Here is a 22,155-nt window from a genome sequence, read left to right as displayed (position 1 = left end):
CCGCGTGGCGCCACCGATGCGTCGTGCTGGCGGCCGACCTCATGTGCGGCGCCGGCTTTCTGACGGTTTTCGGGTTTCCTAGCGAACGTCTGTTCAAGAAGCGCCTGACAAGCAACCGCGGTCAGGAGTTCGCGGCGTCTGTGGCATTTTTCGGCAGCCTGCCCCTCGACCGATGCAGCCGAGCGGGAGACCGGCGAACTCTACGCCGTAACTCGGAAAGGCGCCGGAGCCCATCACACACAAGCACCGCCGGCTACTGCCATGCGGTGCTTCCAACGATCGGTTATATCGCACTCTTCGCTGGAGGGACTCAGGCGTTGGTGACTGCCTGAGCTCCCCCGACGGTTGGGCTCAGTTCGACGCTACCGTCTTGCTGAAGAGGTCGGCAAAGGCGGCCTTGGCCTTCCCGGGATGCGTTACGGCCTGAGCCTCGTCGGCATTTGCAGGTTCGCCGACCTTGATCAACGCGACCATGCCCATCCCGTAGTGTGGCGTGCACTTGACGCCGTATAGGCCTTCAGCGTCCATGGTGACCGTGAATTCCTTGTTGAACTTGCTCTTGAAGGACTCCGCTCCCTCGGGAAGCATCCCCTTGATGCTCTCGACGTTGTGCCCCTTGTCGGTCGGCACGAAGCGGATCGTGTCGCCGGGAGCGGCAACGATCAAGTCCGGCTCGAAGACCATGGCGCCCTTGGCACCCTTGTTGAGCATGTGGACCTCGATTTCGGCCGCTCCTGCCACGCCTGCGACCATGACTGCACCGAGCGTGATCGCGGCCAGAACTACTCTCATTTTCTTGTCCTCTTGTTCCGACAGCTTGGGCTGCCGTTGACCCCTTGATAGCCCGGAACGCCGAGCCACAGTTTGCGCCAGCGCAAACGGGAGTTAGAAGACTGTCCGACTGGTCACAAGAGACGCTTGCATGGCTTTAGACAGATCGCTGATCGCCGCCCTTCCCGCCTTCGCCGATCTAGGCGCCCGTGATCTGGATGCCATTCTCGCGTCGGCGCGATCTTCCCGATACCCGAGGAATTCGGAAATCTTCACCCAGGGCGAGAAGGCCGAGCAGTTCTTCCTCCTGCTGTCGGGCCACATAAGGGTGGTCCGCACCACGCCTGACGGGGAACAGGTGATCGCCCGCTACATCAACGAGGAGGAGCTGTTCGGCATCGCCATTGCGATGGGGACCAGAACCTATCCGGCCAGCGCGATCGCCGCAGTGGATTGTGTGGTCATCGCCTGGCCGAATTCCGTATGGCACGACCTGCAGTCCCGGTTCCCGGCCTTCGGTGCGAGCGCGTATCAGACCATCGGCAAGCGCCTGCAGGAGACGCAGGCGCGCGTCGTGGAGATGTCGACCCAGCAGGTCGAGCAGCGGATTGCCAGCGCGGTGCTTCGGCTGGTGTCGCAGTCCGGGCGAAAGACACCGGACGGTATCGAGATCGACTTCCCGATCAGCCGCCAGGATATCGCCGAGATGACCGGCAGCACGCTTCACACCGTCAGCAGGCTGCTGAGCGCCTGGGAAGACCAGGGGATCGTACGCAGCGGGAGACAAAAGGTGACGGTGACGGATCCTCACGCCCTGATGCTGGTGGCCGAGAACAGGCGGCGGAGATAGCCTCCCGTCCGTTCACGTCGCGGACATTGCGCCCGACGTGCAGGATGGCAAGCCCGCTTCCGTGAGCCGACCATGCGGACCGCAGGGGCATAAGCGCCTGAAGACACCGGTCCTGCGGCCTGATCGGGTCGTCGACCAAGACCTACAGGTGCTCGTGCAGCGTCCCGACGGCTCCCCGATCGCCGCAAACTGTCTCGAATGCCGATGATGTATCCGAGGCGGGATCGCCGCGCATCACCGATAGAAGCTCCTCCGAAAAGGCTGCTTCGTCCACCCCATGGGCGGCACACGCATCCGCGACCGTGTGGAAGATCCCGATTGGGCAGCCAATGCAGAGCATCCTGTAGCGGATCATAACGCCGATCGTGGCGGGCCACCTGCGCATGATCTCATCGACTGGCATGTTCGGGTCGATCGTCGGGGGCTTCATGCTGATGCTTCTCCTTGAAACCCAATCTCTAGCTCCCGTCGATCGTAGAACTTTGTCAGGGCGCAAACAGCTGCAGGAATTGCTGCGGTGCCGCAGCACTCACGTCCGCCGCAACGCTCGGATTGCGATGTTGTTGTAGAGAGGGAGGATAGAAAACCATCGATAGGCGCGAACACACTCCGGTGATTGACATGTTAAAAGGCGTGTTACACGTTTCGAGGACACATGAGCGGAGGAAAATTCGATGTCGGCGACAACCGACCCGAACGACCAACGAACGTTCAAAAGTCGACGTCGCCGGGAGCTGCTCATCTTCCTGGCCCTGGCCTACGGAATCTGGCCTCTCGTGGCTTTCGGTTCGGTCGGCGCCTACGGCTTCATCGTCTGGATGACGCAGCTCGTGTGGGGGCCGCCCGGGCCGCCCACCGCAGGGCATTGACATGACCCGGAATGAACCAGACGTCTCGCGCCGTCAATTCTTGACGGGACGGCTGCGCCGGAAAGAGGAAGTCGTGCGGCCTCCATGGTTGCTGCCGGCCAATCTGGCTTCCTGTGACGGATGTGGTGACTGCGCCACCGCTTGCGAGCCGCGACTGATCTTCATCGTCGACGACACGCCCCAATTGAGCTTCAACCAGAGCGAATGCACCTTCTGCGGCGCCTGTGCCGAAAATTGCCCGCAGGATCTGTTCGATCGCCAGGCACCGGCTTTCGAACACGTCGTGGCGATCGGCGCCGAATGTCTCGCCTGGAACGGAATCGTCTGCCAGTCCTGCCGGGACGCCTGCCCCGAGATGGCCATTTCCTTTCCGCCGCGGATCGGCGGACCGTTCCTCCCGGCGTTGCGGCCGGATCTTTGCTGCGGCTGCGGCGCCTGTATCGCGGCCTGCCCTTCCGAAGCAATCAGCGTCGATTTCCAGGAACGGAGACGCGAAGATGTCTGACGCCTGCCTCCAGTACGTGATTTCCAGCGCCGTCGTTTCGGCTCTTCCGGACAAGGCGGACTTCGTCCGCGCAGCCATCTGCGGCATGGAGGGAGCGGAAATAGCTGCCCAGGAAAAGGGAAAGCTGGTCGTGCTGCTCGAGGGATCTTCCAGCAGGTTCGTCGGCAACCGCCTGACCGAGATCGCCACGCTCGACGGCGTCATCAGCGCGAACATGGTCTTCGAACATCGTGAACTGCTAGCCACTGGAGCAGAGCCATGAGCCTCAACCGACGGGATCTGTTGAAGGCACAGGCGGCGGGTGTCGCCGCCGCGGCCGCAAACATCACGCTTCCTGCGGCGGCCCAGCCGGTTTCCGGCGGGGTCGAAACGTTGCAGATAAAATGGTCCAAGGCGCCCTGCCGCTTCTGCGGCACGGGCTGCGGCGTCATGGTCGGGGTAAAGGAGGGACAGGTCGTCGCGACCCATGGCGACATGCAGGCTGAGGTCAATCGCGGCCTCAACTGCGTCAAGGGCTACTTCCTGTCCAAGATCATGTATGGCAGCGACCGCCTGACCACGCCGCTGATGCGCAAGCGCGACGGCCAGTATGCGAAGGATGGGGAATTCGAGCCGGTTTCCTGGGACGAGGCGTTTGACGTGATGGCCGAACAGGCCAAGCGGGTTCTCGGGGAGAAGGGCTCGACCGCCGTCGGCATGTTCGGCTCAGGCCAATGGACGATCTTCGAGGGGTACGCGGCCTCCAAGCTGATGCGAGCGGGTTTCCGTTCCAATAATCTCGATCCGAACGCCCGCCACTGCATGGCGTCGGCAGCCGCCGCCTTCATGCGCACCTTCGGCATGGACGAGCCGATGGGCTGCTACGACGATTTCGAGAGCGCCGACGCCTTCGTGCTTTGGGGCTCGAACATGGCTGAGATGCATCCAATCCTGTGGACGCGGCTTGCCGACCGCCGCCTCGGCCACGAACATGTGCGTGTGGCCGTGCTCTCCACCTATACCCACCGTTCGATGGATCTGGCCGACATCCCCATGATCTTCACGCCGGGAAGCGACCTCGCGATCCTGAACTACATCGCCAACCACATCATCCAGACCGGCCGGGTCAACGAAAACTTCGTCGAGAACCATACCACCTTCATGAAGGGCGAGACCGACATCGGTTACGGGCTGCGGCCCGAACACCCGTTGGAGATGGAGGCCGCCGGCGCACAGAACGCCGGCAGGATGGAAGCGACCGACTTCGAAGGCTTCAAGGCGTTCGTGTCGGAATACACGCTGGAAAAGGCGTCCGAGCTTTCGGGCGTCGAGCCGTCCTTCCTCGAGGAGCTCGCCGAACTCTACGCCAATCCCGACATCAAGGTGATGTCGCTCTGGACCATGGGCTTCAACCAGCATGTGCGCGGCGTCTGGGCCAATCACATGGTCAACAACATTCACCTGCTCACGGGGAAGATTTCGGAGCCCGGCAACGGCCCCTTTTCGCTGACTGGGCAACCGTCCGCTTGTGGCACGGCACGCGAGGTCGGCACTTTCGCCCACCGTCTGCCGGCTGATACGGTGGTGACCAACCCCGAGCACCGGCAGCACGCCGAGGAGATCTGGAGACTGCCACACGGTCTCCTGCCGGGCGAGCCGGGCTATCATGCGGTCCTGCAGGACCGCATGCTCAAGGACGGCAAGCTCAATTTCTACTGGGTACAGGTCAATAACAACCTGCAGGCGGCTCCGAACAACGACCAGGAGACCTACCCGGGCTATCGCAATCCGGACAATTTCATCGTCGTGTCCGAGGTGTACCCGACTGTCACCGCGCTAGCCGCGGATCTCATCCTCCCCGCAGCCATGTGGGTCGAGAAGGAAGGCGCCTACGGCAACGCCGAGCGACGCACCCACATGTGGCGCCAGCTGGTGGACGCGCCGGGCGAAGCGCGATCGGATCTCTGGCAGTTAATGGAGTTTTCCAAGCGCTTTACGACGGACGAGGTCTGGCCTGCGGAAATCCTCGACGCCAATCCGGAGTATCGCGGACGAACGCTATTTGAGGTGCTGTTCAAGAACGGCCAGGTGGACAAGTTCCCGTCCACCGAGCGGGACCCCGCCTATGCCAACGACGAGTCCGACGCCTTTGGCTTCTACGTACAGAAGGGGCTGTTCGAGGAATACGCGGCCTTCGGCCGCGGCCACGGTCATGACCTTGCGCCTTTCGACATCTACCACGAGGTCCGGGGTCTACGCTGGCCGGTGGTGAACGGCGAGGAGACCAGATGGCGCTACCGCGAGGGGTACGATCCATACGTCAAGCCGGGCGAAGGCGTACGATTCTACGGGCGACCGGACGGGCGAGCGGTGATTCTGGCCGTGCCCTATGAGCCGCCGGCAGAAATGCCGGACAATGAGTTTGACTTGTGGCTCGTTACTGGCCGCGTCCTCGAGCACTGGCACTCGGGTTCGATGACCATGCGCGTGCCGGAGCTCTATAAGGCTTTCCCTGGGGCTCGCTGCTTCATGCACCCGGAAGATGCCCGCGAGCGCGGCCTCAGGCAGGGGGCGGAGATCGTGCTTCAGTCCCGCCGCGGCGAGATCCGGACCCGTGTCGAGACACGCGGGCGCAACCGCATGCCGCGTGGCGTCGTCTTCGTTCCCTGGTTCGACGCGAGCCAACTCATCAACAAGGTCACTCTCGACGCCACCGATCCCATCTCCAAACAGACGGATTTCAAGAAATGCGCGGTCCGAGCCGTCTCCGCCTAAACCGGCGGTCCCTCCTCGTCGTCCCTGCGGCGTTCCTTTTCGCTCTGTTTGCCACCATTGCGGCGGTGTCGCAGGATATCCCGATCCCACCGCTCCACGGCGCCGAGCAGCCGATGGAACTGACGCCGGCGCCGCCCTTTCCGAGGTGGGTTGTGGACGACCAGCGTAAGATGCGAGCATATCCGGAACAGCCGCCGGTGATCCCGCATTCAATCGAGGGCTACCAGCTCTCGGTCAACGCCAACCGCTGCCTTTCCTGCCATCGACGCGAGTTCACGGAGGCCTCTGGCGCCCCGATGATCAGCGTCACGCATTACATTGACAGAAATGGTCAGATGCTCGGTGACGTTTCACCCCGTCGCTACTTTTGCACCGCCTGCCACGTGCCGCAGGCGGACACCGAACCGCTCATCCCGAACATCTTCCGCGACATGAGCGAGATGGGTGCACGCCCCGCCGGGAGCGAATAAATGATCGACGGCATCAAGGCGGCCATCCTCTGGTGCTGGAGGATACTGACGACACCGGCAACGACGCTCGGCCTCGGTTTCCTCACGCTCGGCGGTTTCATCGGCGGCGTCCTATTCTGGGGAGCCTTCAACACTGGCCTCGAGGTGACCAACCGCGAACAGTTCTGCGTCGGCTGTCACGAGATGAAGGCCAACGTCTTCGAGGAATTGACGCACACCGTCCACTACACCAATCGCTCCGGTGTCCGGGCAACCTGTCCGGATTGCCATGTGCCGCACGAGTGGACAGACAAGATCGCCCGTAAGATGCAAGCCTCGAAGGAGGTCTGGGGCCATATTTTCGGCACCATCGATACGAGGCGGAAATTCCTCGACATGCGTCTGGAACTCGCCAAGCGGGAATGGTCTCGTCTAAAGGCAAACAACAGTCTGGAATGCCGCAATTGCCATTCAACGCTGGCAATGGATGTGTCCAAACAGACCGAACGCGCCGCCAAAATCCATGAGGAGTATCTATTTTCGGGCCAAGCGACCTGTATCGACTGTCACAAGGGCATCGCGCACGAACTGCCGAACATGCAAGGCGTCGAACCCGGCTGGATGCAAATTCCTTCGGACGCGACAGATCATGGCCTACCGCAGGCAAGTCTAGCAAAGAAGCTGCGGGAGTATGCGCAAGGGGAATAGATCTGCGTTGTACGGTTGGCGACGAGCACCGCGATGCGCGTCTCGGCATGAACGGATTACCGGAACGACGGGTACAGCGTTAGGGGTTATCATGAAAATAGTCGTCCCAGTCGTCATCGTCGCCCTGATCCTCATAGCGATTATCTTCCTTCTAGGCTTCCCGCCGGCAAGCTGAAGGGCTGCGGCCACGGCTACCGCACGGTGGCTAAAACTAGCAGGGTGATCCATAAACGACCGACCTTTTCCAAGCTGTCGCTGAACTCCCGACAAAGCAGGAAGAAATGGCGGCTTGGTCGTTATGGCTTCTTAGTTCCCGGACGCAACAATGGCTTGTTTGGGGGTTTCGGAAGTGAACGGAAGCGTGCATAAAGCGCATCGTTGGTGCATCTTTTTGATGCGCGGCAGCAGCCGCGCCTCACACACCGCTGAACAAGAGTGACGGCGACATGATCTCACAGCTGACACAGGGTGAACGGCAGCTCTCGATCGCAATTATGGCGGTCCTTGCAGCATTCGGCCTTTTGCTGGCGGTCGCGGGGGGCACGGATCCGCTTGGAGTGCACGGGGCGCTGATGCTCGTGGCGGGTGCGGTGGCGATTTTCTTCCTGCTTGCGCACCATGACGATCCGGAGCCGGAGCTCGCGCGACGGTCTTCTGAGTACTACGACGATCCGATCAAGGCCGGTGTCACGCTGACGATGATCTGGGCCGTGTTTGGCATGTTCGTCGGCGTGTGGGTAGCTGCCGAGCTTGCCTGGCCCGTACTGAACTTCGAGACGTCCTGGCTCAGTTTCGGTCGCCTCAGGCCGGTGCATACGACGGGCGTCATCTTCGGCTTTGGCGGCAACGCGCTCATCGCCACCTCCTTCCATGTCGTGCAGCGGACGTCTCGTGCCCGCCTGGCGGGCCAGGTGAGCCCTTGGTTCGTGCTCTTCGGCTACAATCTGTTCTGCATTCTCGCCGTCAGCGGCTACGCAATGGGTCTGACACAGTCGAAGGAGTACGCCGAGCCGGAATGGTACGCCGATCTCCTGCTCGTCGTGGTGTGGGTCACGTATTTCGTCCTCTACATCCGCACGCTGGCGCGTCGGAAAGAGCCCCACATCTACGTTGCGAACTGGTACTTTCTGGCCTTCATCGTGGTCGTGGCGATCCTGCACATCGTCAATAACCTCGCCGTGCCGGTCTCTCTCGGTCACGCCAAGAGCTATACGATCTGGTCAGGTGTCCAGGACGCGATGGTGCAGTGGTGGTACGGCCACAACGCCGTCGCCTTCTTCCTGACCGCCGGCTTCCTCGGCATGATGTACTACTACCTGCCCAAGCGGGCAGATCGGCCCATCTTCTCCTACCGCCTGTCCATCCTCAGCTTCTGGGGCATCACCTTCTTCTACATGTGGGCAGGCTCGCACCATCTGCACTACACGGCCCTGCCGCACTGGGTTCAGACCCTGGGGATGACCTTCTCGGTCATGCTGCTGGTGCCCTCCTGGGCCTCGGCCGGCAATGCGTTGCTGACCCTCAACGGCGCGTGGCACAAGGTGCGCGACGACGCCACCCTGCGTTTCATGTTCGTGGCCGCCGTATTTTACGGGCTCTCGACGTTCGAAGGCTCGTTCATGGCGATCCGCCCCGTCAACTCGCTGTCGCACTACACCGACTGGACGGTCGGCCATGTCCATGCCGGCGCGCTCGGCTGGGTGGCGCTGATCACCTTCGGCTCGATCTACACGCTGGTCCCGAGCCTGTGGAAACGGGAGCGGATGTACTCTGCCGCGCTCGTCGAGGTGCACTTCTGGCTCGCGATCGCCGGTACGCTCGTCTACGTCTTCTCCATGTGGAACTCCGGCATCGTCCAGGGCCTGATGTGGCGGACCTACACCGACAGCGGCACCCTCGCCTATTCCTTCATCGACTCCCTGGTTGCCATGTATCCCTACTACATTGCACGTGCCTTCGGGGGGCTGCTGTTCCTGCTCGGCGCAGTGGTCGGCTGCTACAATATCTGGATGACGGTCAGTGCCGTGCCGGAAGCCACTGGCCGGCGAGCGCCGGACATGCCTGACGATCGAGCGGCGCAGGCTGTTGCCCCTGCGCCGGCGGAGTAGAACCCATGGCCGAGTTTTTCCACCGCAAGATCGAACGGTCTGCCATTGGCTTCGTGTTGGCAATCATCGCAGCCGCCAGCGTTGGCGGCATCGTCGAGATCGCGCCGCTCTTCACCATCGACGAGACGGTGGAGGAAGCTCCCGACATGCGTCTCTACACCCCGCTGGAGCTGGCTGGGCGGAACATCTACATCAGAGAGGGTTGCTACGCCTGCCACAGCCAGATGATCCGCACGCTGCGCGATGAAGTCGAGCGCTACGGTCCCTATTCTCTGGCCGTGGAGTCCCAGTATGACCACCCAATGCTGTGGGGTTCCAAGCGGACGGGGCCAGATCTTGCGCGCATTGGCGGCAAATATTCCGACTTCTGGCACGTGGCGCATCTGACCAATCCGCGCGACGTCGTCCCGGAGTCCAACATGCCTGCCTATCCCTGGCTGGCCCGCGACGGGTTGGAGACCAGCGACCTTGGCCAGCATCTCGCGGCACAACGTGCTGTGGGCGTGCCTTATACCGACGAGATGATCGCGAACGCCCAGAAGGATGCGATCGGCCAGGCTTCGCCCGACAGCCCGTACGCCGCAGCCGTTCGCGAACGTTACGGCGAGGAGACGCAGATCAGCACTTTCGACGGGGTAGCGACAGAGCTCACCGAAATGGACGCGCTGGTCGCGTATCTGCAGGTCCTGGGACTGCTGACCAACGCCGCCTATCAGGATACCGCCGCCCCGGGCGAACCACCGGACCTCGAGGAGCTGACCGCACCAGCACCAGCACCAGCACCAGCACCAGGAGGCTAACTCCATGGATCTCGACTACGAAACCCTCGTCGTCTTCTCCAAGAGTTGGGGCTTGTTTTATCTGATGGCGTTCTTCCTCGCTGTCGTCGTCTATGCGTTCTGGCCGTCCAACAGAAAGCGCTTCGACAGGGCAAAGAAGAGCATTCTCGACAAGGACGATCGGCCATGAAGCCGGAAGATCGCGATCCAGTCAGCGGGCACCGTACGACCGGCCACGAGTGGAATGGTATCAAGGAATTGGACACGCCGGTTCCGCGCGGGGTGCTCATCTTCCTCATCGTGACGCACATCTTTGCGGTGCTGTGGTGGTTCCTGATGCCGACCTGGCCCCTCGGCTCAACTTACACGAAGGGTCTGCTCGGTATCGATCAGCGGCAGACTGTGGAGGAGGAGCTCGTCGAGGCCTCGGTGGAACGGGCGCCGTGGGTCACGCAGATCGAGGCCTCGAGCTTCGAGCAGATCCAGACCGATCCGCAATTGATGGCAATCGTCGCGCAGAGCGCGCCGCAGCTGTTCGGCGACAACTGCGCTGCCTGCCATGGCGTCACCGCGACCGGCCGGATCGGCTACCCCGACCTGACCGACGACGACTGGCTGTGGGGCGGAGACCCGGAAACGATCGCCGAGACCATGCGGGTCGGGATCAATGCGATGCACGACGAAACCAGGTTTGCGCAGATGCCGGCTTTCGGCCGCGACCAGATGCTGGACCGTAACCAGGTTCACGACGTCGCAACCTATGTGTACTCGCTCAGCAATCCCGCAGTCACGACGACGGATAGTATCGAGCAAGTCGAGGCGGGGCGAGAGATATTCGCGGCCAGCTGTGCCGCCTGCCACGGCGAGGATGCTACGGGCATGCGAGAGGTCGGCGCACCGAACCTGACCGACGCATTCTGGATCTATGGCGGCGATCTGCAAACGATCGTCACCTCGGTCCACGGGGGCCGCCAGGGGCACATGCCGACCTGGGACGAGCGGCTGACGGAGGCAGAGATCAAGATCCTTGCAGTCTACGTCCACTCGTTGAGCCACCAGACCCCCTGACGCGGAAAGGAGCGACCGTGGCCCAGAGCAACCGAAGCAGGATCCGGTGGATGGTGGGCGGACTTGTCCTGGCCGGCGTTCTGCTCTTGGCAGGCGCCAACGCGCACCTTGTCTATGTCGCCTTTGCATCCCAGCCCGATTGCGTGGCGCATCTAAAGGAGCCGGGGACTAAAGCCGGCCAATTCCGGGCGGCCAAATCTGCCTGTTAATGCGACGAGCAGCCGAAGTACCACGCGGAGAACGATCGATGACCGAAGCCGACGAGAACTACGGCCTTCTCAACCAGACCTCGGACATTCGGGAAATGCAGAACCCCGAGTTCCAGCGTCACCTCCCCCCTTCAGCCGCGCTGGGCTGGTTGAAGGCCGGCTGGCGCGATATGGTCGCGCATCCCCACATCAGCCTTGCCTATGGTCTCGTGATATTCCTGCTGTCCATCCTGACCGTGTGGAGCATGTTCTCGTTTGGATGGGACCACATCCTCTTCCCGGCCTTGGCGGGCTTTCTCATCATCGGTCCTTTCGTCGCGATCGGTCTCTATGACCTAAGTCGGGGACAGGATGCAGGCGAGACCGTCAGCCTCGGTCGCTTGTACCGCGTGCGGGCAAAGTCCGGCACACAGATGTTCTTCGTCGGCATTCTTCTTTGTCTTCTGATGCTCATCTGGTGGCGGGCTGCGGTGATCGTCTATGCCCTGTTCTTCGGCTATCGGCCGTTCCCCGGCCTCGACAACCTAATCCCGATGCTGCTCACGACCGGCATCGGGTGGGCGATGCTGATCGTCGGCGCCGTCGTCGGTGGGCTCTTCGCGGCCTTCTCCTTCGCGATAAGCGCCTTCTCCATACCGATGCTGCTGAACGAACGATCGGACGCGCTCACTGCGATGGGCACCAGCATGATGCTCGTCTGGAACAACCTGCCGGTGATGATTACCTGGGGTGCCATCGCCCTGGGTCTGTTCGTGATCTGCCTGCTGACGGGTCTTGCCGGCCTCATCGTGGCGTTCCCGCTGCTCGGGCATGGCACGTGGCACGCCTACAAGACGATCCGCCGGCCCGACGAAATATCCCACGTGGACGAGCCGCCATCAAAACTGGCTCAGGTCTAGGACCAACGGCAGCGACCATGAAGGGCTGTTGCAAAGATGTGGATACGGCTCCGGAGGTAACCAGCGGTCCCGCCGGCAATGCCCATGTCGAGGAGGTTCTCCTCGCGAGCCGGCAGATCACGGATGATCTTCGGCAGACCGTCCTCTCCGTGCCCGGCATCCACTGCGGCAGCTGCATGCGCGCCATCGAGGGCGCTCTCGGTGCGCTCGACCATGTCGAGCATGCTCGCGTGAACCTTTCCACCAAGCGGGTCGCAGTCCACTGGCACGGGGAGACCCCGCCGCCCTTCATACAGACCCTGACGGCGATCGGCTTCCCGGCGCACCTCCACGACAACAGCGCGGACGAGAAGGATGCAGTCCTCGCCAATCTGCTGCGGGCTCTGGCCGTAGCCGGCTTTGCCGCCATGAACATCATGTTGCTGTCGGTTGCGGTGTGGTCGGGCGCCGAGACGTCGACGCGCAACCTCTTCCACTGGATCTCGGCCGCGATCGCATTACCGGCGCTCTTCTACTCCGGCCGCATATTCTTCCGCTCGGCTTGGAGCGCACTTCGCAACGGTCGGACGAACATGGACGTGCCGATATCGGTCGGCGTGATCCTCGCCTTCGGCCTGAGCATTTATGACACGATACAGGGCGACCAACACGCCTATTTCGACGCATCCGTGGCGCTGATCTTCTTCCTGCTGATCGGCCGCACGCTCGACCACATGATGCGCGAACGCGCCCGCACGGCGGTCAAAGGCCTCGCGAAGCTTTCTGCGCGGGGGGCGACTGTCATCCGCGAGGACGGCAGCACGATCTATCTGCCGGTTTCCGAGATCCGGCCCGGAGCGAACATCCTTCTGGCTGCCGGTGAGCGGGTGCCCGTCGATTCCGAGGTCGAGCACGGCACCTCCGATCTGGACTGCTCGATCGTATCCGGCGAGAGCGAGCCATTCCGAGCCGAAGCCGGGGCCTGCCTGAAGGCCGGCACGCTCAACCTCACAGGGCCGCTGCGAATTCGCGCCACCGCCGCCGCCGATCGATCCTTCCTGGCTGAGATGATCCAGCTTATGGAGGCGGCGGAGGGCGGACGCGCGCGCTACAGGCGGATGGCGGACCGGGTTGTCGGCCTCTATTCGCCGGTGGTGCATCTGACCGCCCTGACGACATTTCTCGGTTGGATGTTCCTCGACGGCGACTTGCATCAGGCGATCAGCATCGCGATCGCCGTTCTGATTATCACCTGTCCCTGTGCGCTTGGACTGGCGGTGCCGATCGTCCAGGTGGTCGCGGCGCGCCGCCTCTTCGAAAGCGGGGTGATGGTGAAAGACGGGTCGGCCATGGAACGGCTCGCCGATGTCGATACGGCCGTATTCGACAAGACGGGAACGCTGACGCTCGGAAGGCCGCATCTGGTCAACGTGGCAGATATCGCTCGCGCGGATCTGCGGCTGGCGGCTGCCATCGCGAGCCATTCCCGTCATCCACTGTCGAAGGCGCTGGCGAGGCATGCCGACGGGATGAGCGCGATCGCGCTCGACAATGTGGCGGAAATCCCCGGTTCAGGTATCGAAGCTCGCTGGGACGGCGTGGTCTATCGGTTCGGCCGTGCGGACTGGGCGGTGAAGGGTGCCGCAGATCACGCAGGGGCTCACGTGGGAACCGTACTGGCGCGGGATGGCCGCTTCATCACGCGTTTCGTCTTCGAGGATCGGTTGCGCGAGGACGCGGCGACGGTCTTGGCCGATCTGCAGCGCAAGGGGCTCTGCATCGAGATTCTGTCGGGCGATCGCACCGTCGAGGTAACGCGGATCGCGGCGGAGCTCGGGGTCGCGACCGTCCGGGCGGGCGCGCTTCCCCGCGAAAAGGTGGATCGCATCCGGGCACTGACCGACGCAGGCCACAAGGTGCTCATGGTCGGAGATGGTTTGAACGATGCCCCGGCTCTGGCGGCCGCTCACGTCTCGATCGCTCCCGCCACGGCCGCGGACATCGGTCGCAACGCCGCCGACCTCGTGTTCCTGCGAGAAAGCTTGGCCGCCGTCCCCCTCGCCCTGGAGGTCTCTCGCGCGTCGGGGCGCCTGATCCGGCAGAACCTGGCGCTGGCGATCGGCTACAACGCAGTCGCGATTCCTGTCGCGGTCCTCGGTTATGTCACGCCTCTGGTCGCAGCACTGGCGATGTCGGGATCCTCGTTGGTTGTGGTTGCGAATGCGCTTCGCTTGGTCAACATCTCGCGGCGGCGGCGTTTCGAGCGAGCGCAGAACAGAGAGATGGCACCCGCTATGGAGCCAGCGGAATGAACACGTACATGTTCCTGATCCCCGTAGCGCTGGGGCTCGGTCTCGCCGGCTTGGCGGCTTTTCTGTGGTCGCTTCGGAATGGCCAGTACGAGGATATGGATGGAGCAGCCGAACGTATCCTCACGAAAGATGACATACCGATCAATGATCGTCGCTAATACCAACGTGCACTGATCAGAACCGGTGTGCCCAATCTCGCATCCCAATGGAGATGATTCTCCATGGCTGATCGACGAGCTTGTTCCACGCGTTGCAGCAGTGGGCGATGATGTCGTCGTAGTCGACGAAGATGCGGTTCGACAGCCAATTGTCCCTCATGAATTGCCAAACATTCTCGACCGGGTTCAGCTCCGGCGCTTTGGACGGCAGGAACATCAAGGTGATGTTGGCCGGCACTGTCAGCTTCGGCGTGGTGTGCCAGCCGGCCTGGTCGAGAATGAGAACGGCATGAGCGCCGGGATCGACGGCGAGGCTGATCTCCTTGAGATGCTCGTTCATGGCGGCGGTGTCGCAATAGGGCAGGATGAGGCCGGCGCCCATGCCCTTTTTGGGGCAGATGGCTCCGAAGATGTAGGCCGACATGGTTCGCTGGTCGCTTGGTGCTGAAGGCCGCGTGCCCCGTTTGGCCCAGCGCCGCGTGACCTTGTTCTTCTGTCCTATCCGGGCTTCGTCAGCCCACCAGAGTTCGATCTCGCTGCCCGCCGGGAGCCTCGCCTGAATTGCTGCCAGTTCGGCCGGAAAGCTTATGGAATGGCTCGCCCCTTTCCGTAGGCGCATGACTGCGTCTTTGGCGAGGATCGCACGGAGGCGAGTCGATGAATGGGATCAAGGTTCTTGGTATTGATCTTGGAAAGAACGCTTGCAGCGTCGTCGGCCTGGATGGGGCCGGGAACGTGCTGTTGCGGCGTCGGATGCGTCGTGACAGCATCATGAAGTTGACGGTACGAATGCCGGCCTGCGTTATGGCAATGGAAGCCTGCTGTGGCGCCCACCATCTCGGTCGCCAGTTCCGCGAGCAAGGCCATGAGGTGCGGCTGATGTCGCCGGAATACGTTCGTCCGTATGTGAAGGCGAACAAGAAAGATGATCGAGATGCTGAGGCGATTGCGGAAGCGGCCACCCGTCCGACGATGCGCTTTGTCAATCTGAAGAGCGACGAGCAACTCGATATGCAAAGTCTGCATCGCGCCCGGGATCGTCTCGTGGGTGAACGCACGGCGCTCATCAACCAGCTTCGGGCGATCCTTGTTGAACGGGGCATTGTGATCGCCAAGGGACGAAGCAAGCTGGAACGCCAGCTTGAGCATCTTCTTGCCGGCGAGATGGCGATCAGCGGCCGGATCAGGCGACTGATCGAGGATATGCGTGACGAATGGCGGGACCTCGATGAGAGGATCGGGGCCCTCGACGCGGAATTTGCAAGCCTCTCCCGTACGGATGAATCGATGAAACTGTTGTCGACGATCCCGGGGATCGGCCCACTGAATGCGACCGCCTTCGTCGCCTCGGTCGGACAAGCCGAGACGTTCAGACGTGGCCGCGACCTTGCAGCCTGGCTTGGTCTCGTCCCGCGTCAGATGACGACCGGAGGAAAGCCCAAGCTTTTGGGAATCACCAAACGTGGCAATGGCTATCTCCGGCGGATGCTGATCCATGGAGCGCGAGCGGCGTTGCCCAGCTTGGCCAAGGGTGAGACACGGCTCGGCGATTGGTTGCGCGGATTGCTGTCGCGAGCGCACATCAATACCGTCATCGTCGCGTTAGCCGCTAAAATGGCAAGGATCATCTGGGCGGTGTGAAGACCGGACGTCCGTTCGATCTGAAGGCAATGCCGTCGGCACGATAATCGAGTTCGGCTGGAAAGCGGACTTTCCGGCTGACGTTGTCTGTGAGTGGACTGAAAAGATGGCCTGACAGTCGAACGGTGTTCCGAGATCCTGACTTAAGATGTGGCGTCCGACGCCGAGAAGCTTATGAGGACCGGAACGCGCGGAAGCTCCATCTTGGCCGGGGATGATCGTCAAGCCCCGAGACCGGATACGTTGGTGCAGACTGAAAAGCCGGAGAATTGTCCCTTGCAGTCGGGGCGAGCCATACGTTTTTAAAATCCTCGAGTTCGAACTCGTTCTGGGCATGATGGCGCGGCCGGACGGACAATTTGGCAAAGCCCAGGGACCGCAATTCGCGCCCGACCGTCGTCTCGTCGACCTCGATGCGGAATTCCTCGAAGAGCCAGCGTGCAAGATCCTTGCGCCGCCAGCGAACCACGCCGTGGATCGCCGGGATCGGTCCTTTCTCGACGATCGCCGCCAGAGCCTTGCGCTGTTCGTCATTCAGTTTCGACCGGTTGCCCGGCGCCTTGCCGGTGATCAGGCCGGAAGGGCCGCGCGCGTTGAAGCGGAGCACCCAGTCGCGGATGGTCTGCAAGGTGACGCCCCCGATCCGGGATGCGTCAGTGCGCGAGCCGCCATCGTAGATCTCGGCCAGCGCCAGCAAACGCCGAGCCTGCGCCGCATCCTTCGTGGCCTTTGCCGATCGTCTCAGCGTCGGCCCGTCGAAATCCGAGCGAAGCGGGATGGGTAGCGACATGGCAAACCTCCGTTTGCCATCACTGATTCAGACTTCCGCCGACTTGGGAATGCCCAAAGAGTCCGGCTTCGCTGCCGCTGGTATAAGCCGCGGCGAAAGACATACTCCGTCGTTGAAGCTTGCCACGACTGGCATTGGTTGGCCTCGCAACCGGCTCAGCGAAATGAATATGCTTCGTCTAGGGATGAAACGAGCGAAAGCGTTCGTTAGCGATTGCAAGGAACAACAGCCCCCATCAACTCCGCCGCCTGCGGCTTGGGTGTTATTCCTAGGATGTTCCGAAGCGGGGTGTTTGGCACTGTTAAATCTGCAAGAGTGGAACGGTCTAGGACGTTCATATAAGCGTCCAGGGCCTCGTGCAGCACCCCACGCAGCCGGCAGGCACCCGTTATTCGGCAAGAATTGCGCTCAGGATTGAAGCATTCGACGATACGAAAGCCATCGAATGCTTCCTCGGTGGAACGAACCACCTCTCCCACCCGGATCTCCTCCGGGCGCTGCTTGAGGCGCACCCCCCCTCCTCTTCCTCTCACAGATTCGACGAAACCGCCCCTCACGAGGTTGGGCGCGACCTTCATCAGGTGGGTACGCGAAATGCCGAAAGCTTCGGAGACCTCCTTAACGGTGGCGAGCTGACCCGGCTTCAGGGCCAGATACATAAGCAGTCGCAGCGCGTAGTCTGTGTACAGCGTCAACCGCAAGGCAAACCTCCCCAAAAGATGCACTCACGGTATTGCTTTTATGAGGCGCCGGCAATACCATCAAATATGCATAGCTGATGCATTTTAGAAACTTACCGAGGCAATGAGCTAATTCCACTGGGAGCCACACATGACTGTGTTGAAATTCATTCTTCGGTGCTTTTTATTCCCCGGAAATCTCGCTCTCGAGAAGTGCGGAATCAGCATCGACGAAGACGGGGGCCTGTTCCGGTCCTTCATAAACATGTGTGTATGGGGCGCGGTCTCCCTTGGCGTTGCGCTGCAACTATTTACCTAGGGTCGAGACTCGATCAAACCCAGAAGGCAATGATGGTCGCGAGGGCGACGGCGGACAGGAAGTTCGCGGCGAGCTTGTCGTAGCGGGTTGCGACGCGTCGAGAGTCCTTGAGGCGGCAGAAGGCAGCTTCGATCCGCCAGCGCTCACGGTAGCGTCGTTTGTCGTAGACGACCGGTGTCTTCCGGTTTGATCGGCCTGGGATCACGGGCCTCCCGCCGACATTGCGAAGCCGTTGCCGCAGAGCATCAGCATCATAGCCCTTGTCAGCGGTGAACCAGCGCACCGGTCCCGCAGCATCCAGCAGGTCATTTGCAGCACCCACGTCGCTGATATTGCCGGGTGTCAGCCGTAGGATCGCCGGGCGGCCGAGTCAGTCGGTGATGGCATGGATCTTTGTTGTCTGCCCGCCTCGGGAAGGGGCGATTGCCTGCGCCTTCGCCCCCCCTTTTCCTCCATGAGCAGATCGGTGTGCTTTCACGTAGGTGGAGTCGATCGAGGCTGAGCGGCTCAGCACACCTGTTGCGACCAGTGCCTCCAGAATGCTGGTCCAGATTCGCCGTCGGGACCAGCGGTTGAAGCGGTTATAGATCGTCGTTGCAGGTCCGTATTCGCTCGGGCAGTCCTGCCAACGGCTGCCGGGTCTTGAGAACGTGCAGGATGCCGCTGATGACCCGGCGATCATCTACGCGACGCGCCCCTGGCTGGTTCTTTGCCAGATGCGGCTCGATAGCGGCCCCGCCTCGTCGTTCAGCCAGAACAGTCGTGCCATCCGATCCTCCCTTGGCTCCTTTGCGCACGAGGGAATCTGATTTGCTCCGAAGCTGCAACAGGATGAATGGGTATCCACCCGAGCAGTCTACCGCCGCTAGCGCTTCGGCTGTATGCCTGTTAACTATCATTTCGCGAGAGCGTCGGCTTCATAACCAGTTTTGGCCCCCATGCTTATACAGAATCAGGGTTATTCGCAGAATGACCGCCTGATTTCGTTTCAAAGCAAGTTGCAAGCTGAACTACGAGCGATCGGGGTTTTCACGCGACTCTGCCGACGGGAAGGATCTGATGCGTTGAGACCCGCTTTCTTCGGACGGGGTTACCCGAAGCGGAGACGCTTTTAACCCGAGAGATCGGGCTTGGAAATTGTCGAGGATTGTTTCCCAAAGAAATATAGGGACCATGTAAGCCACATATTAACTATTGGGTGACAGTCAAGGGAAGCGAAAAACGCATTCGAATTTATCTGCAGCGAAAACAAACCGACCCGCTTGATCCTCAAGGCTGTTTTTGTGCATCTGCTTGCCACGCAACCTCCGTTAACCATCTTTCGAGAAGACTGAATACATGACAGCGTGTTGTTCACGATGATAAATATTCGGCAACTCGGCCAAAATCCGTAGGACCTCTCGTATTGTTCGAGCCGCAACGGACAAGGCTGGATCCGCAGCATTCCGAAGCACGTGAAATTATCCAGTTGAAGCGAACAGCAGCAACATCTTCCCACGGATACTTCAAACGAGAAGGTTGACAACAGCGAAGAAGACCAGAACGAGGGAGATCGTGCTAGGAATGATCACTGCCGCTCCGAAGATGACGGACAAAACGCGCAATAGGTCTGACGCAATGTTGATCCTTCGAACCATGCGAAGGAGATAGGCGGGTGGATCATTCTGTCAAGCCGAACCGTGTGGATTGCTTATAGGCCAATCCAGTCTGGTTTTGCTGACTTTGGACCGGCCACAGACTGCGCTCTACCGGATGGTAGTCGGCCCCGGTGGACCGATCGCACACCCGACCCGTCAAGCCTTCGATCACCACCGCGATCGAGTTCAGGCTCGCGTCAGATCCGATGTGGACCACGGCACCGCCGACTCTAGTTCGATCCTGCCACTCGCTCAAGCCGCAGCCCGCTTGCGGCACGGCCGTTCTGACTGATTTTGAGACAAAGGGTCGAAGGGTGGCTCGACGATTACCGACTCCAAAACCGGTGATGCGGCCGAGCCTGCATCAAGCTCACGACGCCATCCGTAAAGCTGTTGCGGTAACAGCGATTGGCGTTGGACGACCTCCAAAACCGCCGCGCCCGGAACCAACGCCTCTTACAGAATATGCGCCTTAGCCTCAGCCGGCCACGGGCGCCGAGCCCGGACTCCTGACCCAAAATTGAACGACGACATGGCCCAGCGCCTGATTGGCAGCGGCACAATCGGTCTAGATGAAAGCTTGGAGCACTGCAGCCGCCACCGACCGCTGCAGCCCCCTGCCGTTCAGATAGTGATGCTTCCAGATCGCGCTCTTGACGTGTGTCGGGCCAGCGCCGCAGCGTCAAAAGCCCAATGTCGAGATCCTCCATGATCTCGCGCTACGTTCGCCCGCTCGTTTTGACCAGACGCACCGCCTCCGCGTCGAGTTCCTCGCCATACCGGCGATGTCGCCCGCCTATAGAAAGATACCCCTCACGTCAGAAAATGCTTCCCCGTTTCGCAATGCAGGCCCATCTGTCCAGACAGCCAAGCCATAGTCGAGGCATTCTGCGATGTCTGGACGCCGCGGCGAAAAAGATTCGGGTCGCATCCGGGTCCCTCCGCAACCATCCCCTACATCAAAGCGCACGGTTCCCAAGCGGGCCGCTATATGGCGCGGGTCCCGCGCCTTAAATGGGTCGCAGTGGACGTCGGCGCATGCGGTCCATATCCCTGTCCGCCTTTGCCATAACTCGCGAACGCGATGAGAAAGAGGGCTTTTGAATGAGGCACTTTGTTACGCGTCACGCCTGGTGGACAATCCACGCATCGCGCATGACCATCGCCTGCCTGCTTACGCTGGCGGCAGTTCACGCGCTCGGTCTGACGGTGGAACTCTCAGCGGTGATCAGCGCCATCGTGGCAACCCAAGCGAATATCGGTAGTTCGCTTCGCAAGGCGTTCGAGCAGGGTGTCGGCTCACTCGCGGGTGCCATCGTCGCGGCGGCTGTCGCGCTAGCGTTGCGGCCGGACGATCCGATCTCGACGGCACTCGCCCTCGCGATCGCGTTAGTGCCACTCGCGGTAATGGCGGCTATTTCGGTTGGCTTCCAGATCGCGCCGATCTCGGCCACCGTCGTCCTCCTCGGGGCGCCGGGGCTTGAGGTCGGCCCGGAGGTACTCGCCGTAGAGAGGGTGATCGGTGTCGCGATCGGCCTAACGGTCGGGCTGGCCGTCGGTATAGTGGTGCTGCCGGCCAAAGCATCGCGCTCGGCGGTGGAAACGGCAGCTAGGGTCGCGCATCTGCTGGCCGCGCAGTTGCGGGCTATCTTGCCCGAAGTGGGCACAGGCGAGGACGAACTGACGACGCGCGCAGGGAAAGTCCGCGGCGAGCTGACGGCGCTAGCGACCTTCGCGGCCGAGGCCGCCCGGGAGCGACGGCTCGCCATCGGGCGTAGGCCCGATCCCGAACGCATCCTACGGGCCCTGCGCCGTGTGCGGCACGACGTCAACATGCTGCGTCGCGCTGCCCGCGGTGGCGGAGACGACACCCTCGTAGGCACGCTTGAACAGCCGTTCCGTCGCGCGATCGTCAGGGGAGCTGAGGCGCTCGATAGCGTACAGGGCCAACTCTTAGGCCGCCCCGTCCCCGGCCCCTCCACCCCCCTAGAACCCATCGTGCGTGATTACCGGGATGGCCTGGACACAATGCGGAAGACAGGTGAGACGGAAGACTTGACCACACCCGAACTTGCGCGCCTGTTCGGCATCAAATTCGCTTTGCGCCAACTTGAACGTGACCTGAGTGCCCTCGCAGAGGTAGCGACCGAGATCGCTTATCCGAAAATCCGTTGGTGGCGACGCTGGAGCTAAAATGCTTGCTCCGGCACGCAGCGAAAGAAAAACGTGTTCCAAAGCTGCGACCTCCGCGAAGAACGAACCGCGATCATGGCAAACATTCAAAAGAATTCCGTCTATACAAGAAACTGCCTCCTGTTTGCCGATCGGAGTTATCCGTACATCAGCGCTCATAAAAACAAGACTATCGGATTGCTCGCCGCTGCCCGCCCATCGGTCGATAGCTTCCAGCGCTCCGATCCTGCCAACAGACTCGATAATGCATGGTTTACGCGCTAAATCAACATTTAGCTCCCTTAATCGACTTGAATAAACAAATAACGTATATACATAAGGTAATAGGAATGTAGAGACTTATAACGGAGAACGAATTGTCTTATCACGGAAAGTACAAACTACCTTTCGAGATTCTGCACGACCCGAAACTGAGCCGCCGCGAAAAGGCTCATATGCTTAAACAATGGCGAGACGACAAAACGGCCTACATGCGTG

Annotated in this window: 19 protein-coding genes and 4 pseudogenes; 16 read left to right on the top strand and 7 right to left on the bottom strand. The window is 61.3% G+C overall.

Going from position 1 to position 22,155, the window contains the following annotated elements; genetic code table 11:
• Positions 1-351: 351 nt before the first annotated feature.
• Positions 352-792: a pseudoazurin gene (locus J3367_RS19990; protein WP_421462369.1), complete on the bottom strand. Its 441-nt coding sequence runs from the start codon at positions 790-792 to the stop codon at positions 352-354.
• Between the two features lie 130 nt (positions 793-922).
• On the opposite strand from J3367_RS19990, the gene J3367_RS19985 reads away from it, so the two are divergent.
• Positions 923-1,621, top strand: a complete 699-nt coding sequence (locus J3367_RS19985) for a Crp/Fnr family transcriptional regulator (RefSeq protein ID WP_421462367.1) — start codon at positions 923-925, stop codon at positions 1,619-1,621.
• Positions 1,622-1,763: 142 nt separating this feature from the next.
• Here the strand turns inward: J3367_RS19985 and J3367_RS19980 are convergent, their stop codons facing one another.
• A complete protein-coding gene (locus tag J3367_RS19980; RefSeq protein WP_421462365.1) occupies positions 1,764-2,051 on the bottom strand; it encodes a DUF1858 domain-containing protein in 288 nt (95 codons plus the stop codon).
• A 244-nt stretch (positions 2,052-2,295) separates the two neighbouring features.
• Between J3367_RS19980 and J3367_RS19975 the strand changes: the two genes are divergently transcribed.
• From J3367_RS19975 to ccoS, 13 genes are all read left to right on the top strand, one after another.
• Positions 2,296-2,490, top strand: coding sequence for a periplasmic nitrate reductase, NapE protein (locus J3367_RS19975; protein WP_421462363.1), 195 nt, complete (start codon positions 2,296-2,298; stop codon positions 2,488-2,490).
• Between the two features lies 1 nt (position 2,491).
• Positions 2,492-2,995, top strand: coding sequence for a ferredoxin-type protein NapF (napF, locus tag J3367_RS19970; protein WP_421462361.1), 504 nt, complete (start codon positions 2,492-2,494; stop codon positions 2,993-2,995).
• Positions 2,988-3,257, top strand: a complete 270-nt coding sequence (locus J3367_RS19965; RefSeq protein WP_421462359.1) for a chaperone NapD — start codon at positions 2,988-2,990, stop codon at positions 3,255-3,257. The genes napF and J3367_RS19965 overlap by 8 nt, the downstream gene beginning before the upstream one ends.
• A complete protein-coding gene (napA, locus tag J3367_RS19960; protein ID WP_421462357.1) occupies positions 3,254-5,749 on the top strand; it encodes a periplasmic nitrate reductase subunit alpha in 2,496 nt (831 codons plus the stop codon). The genes J3367_RS19965 and napA overlap by 4 nt, the downstream gene beginning before the upstream one ends.
• Entirely contained in the window at positions 5,722-6,219 is a 498-nt protein-coding gene (locus J3367_RS19955; protein ID WP_421462355.1) for a nitrate reductase cytochrome c-type subunit, read from the top strand. Before napA ends, J3367_RS19955 begins: the two co-directional genes overlap by 28 nt.
• A 3-nt stretch (positions 6,220-6,222) precedes the next feature.
• Positions 6,223-6,906, top strand: coding sequence for a NapC/NirT family cytochrome c (locus J3367_RS19950; RefSeq protein ID WP_421462414.1), 684 nt, complete (start codon positions 6,223-6,225; stop codon positions 6,904-6,906).
• Between the two features lie 449 nt (positions 6,907-7,355).
• A complete protein-coding gene (gene ccoN, locus J3367_RS19945) occupies positions 7,356-9,014 on the top strand; it encodes a cytochrome-c oxidase, cbb3-type subunit I (RefSeq protein ID WP_421462412.1) in 1,659 nt (552 codons plus the stop codon).
• A gap of 5 nt (positions 9,015-9,019) precedes the next feature.
• Complete coding sequence (ccoO, locus tag J3367_RS19940; protein ID WP_421462353.1) at positions 9,020-9,814, top strand: cytochrome-c oxidase, cbb3-type subunit II; 795 nt, start codon at positions 9,020-9,022, stop codon at positions 9,812-9,814.
• 4 nt (positions 9,815-9,818) lie between these two features.
• Positions 9,819-9,983, top strand: a complete 165-nt coding sequence (locus J3367_RS19935) for a cbb3-type cytochrome oxidase subunit 3 (protein ID WP_421462352.1) — start codon at positions 9,819-9,821, stop codon at positions 9,981-9,983.
• Positions 9,980-10,861 carry a cytochrome-c oxidase, cbb3-type subunit III gene (gene ccoP / locus J3367_RS19930; protein ID WP_421462350.1) on the top strand — a complete coding sequence of 294 codons (882 nt, stop codon included), beginning with the start codon at positions 9,980-9,982 and terminating at the stop codon, positions 10,859-10,861. Before J3367_RS19935 ends, ccoP begins: the two co-directional genes overlap by 4 nt.
• A gap of 247 nt (positions 10,862-11,108) precedes the next feature.
• Positions 11,109-11,969, top strand: coding sequence for a DUF2189 domain-containing protein (locus J3367_RS19925; RefSeq protein WP_421462348.1), 861 nt, complete (start codon positions 11,109-11,111; stop codon positions 11,967-11,969).
• Positions 11,970-11,986: 17 nt separating this feature from the next.
• Positions 11,987-14,260, top strand: a complete 2,274-nt coding sequence (locus J3367_RS19920; RefSeq protein WP_421462346.1) for a cation-translocating P-type ATPase — start codon at positions 11,987-11,989, stop codon at positions 14,258-14,260.
• Positions 14,257-14,418: a cbb3-type cytochrome oxidase assembly protein CcoS gene (gene ccoS / locus J3367_RS19915; RefSeq protein WP_421462344.1), complete on the top strand. Its 162-nt coding sequence runs from the start codon at positions 14,257-14,259 to the stop codon at positions 14,416-14,418. Before J3367_RS19920 ends, ccoS begins: the two co-directional genes overlap by 4 nt.
• 16 nt (positions 14,419-14,434) lie before the next feature.
• On the opposite strand, the pseudogene J3367_RS19910 reads toward ccoS, so the two are convergent.
• Positions 14,435-15,004, bottom strand: a pseudogene (locus tag J3367_RS19910) (IS630 family transposase); the annotation flags it as partial.
• Positions 15,005-15,075: 71 nt separating this feature from the next.
• Between J3367_RS19910 and J3367_RS19905 the strand changes: the two are divergent.
• A complete protein-coding gene (locus J3367_RS19905) occupies positions 15,076-16,059 on the top strand; it encodes an IS110 family transposase (protein WP_421462342.1) in 984 nt (327 codons plus the stop codon).
• A 301-nt stretch (positions 16,060-16,360) separates the two neighbouring features.
• Here J3367_RS19905 and J3367_RS19900 read toward each other — a convergent pair.
• The 4 genes and pseudogenes from J3367_RS19900 to J3367_RS19885 all read right to left on the bottom strand — a co-directional run.
• Positions 16,361-16,849, bottom strand: a pseudogene (locus tag J3367_RS19900) (helix-turn-helix domain-containing protein); the annotation flags it as partial.
• 206 nt (positions 16,850-17,055) lie between these two features.
• Positions 17,056-17,550: an RrF2 family transcriptional regulator gene (locus tag J3367_RS19895; RefSeq protein WP_421462341.1), complete on the bottom strand. Its 495-nt coding sequence runs from the start codon at positions 17,548-17,550 to the stop codon at positions 17,056-17,058.
• A 311-nt stretch (positions 17,551-17,861) separates the two neighbouring features.
• Positions 17,862-18,617 (bottom strand): annotated as a pseudogene (locus tag J3367_RS19890) (IS5 family transposase).
• 1,485 nt (positions 18,618-20,102) lie between these two features.
• Positions 20,103-20,285 (bottom strand): annotated as a pseudogene (locus tag J3367_RS19885) (IS3 family transposase); the annotation flags it as partial.
• A gap of 304 nt (positions 20,286-20,589) precedes the next feature.
• Between J3367_RS19885 and J3367_RS19880 the strand changes: the two are divergent.
• Complete coding sequence (locus tag J3367_RS19880) at positions 20,590-21,678, top strand: FUSC family protein (protein ID WP_421462339.1); 1,089 nt, start codon at positions 20,590-20,592, stop codon at positions 21,676-21,678.
• The last annotated feature ends 477 nt before the right edge of the window (positions 21,679-22,155 follow it).

The sequence above is a fragment of the Aurantimonas sp. NFXS3 genome, from assembly GCF_049132005.1.
Classification (GTDB): Bacteria; Pseudomonadota; Alphaproteobacteria; order Rhizobiales; family Rhizobiaceae; genus Aurantimonas; species Aurantimonas coralicida.
This window is presented reverse-complemented; position numbering and strand designations above follow the sequence as displayed.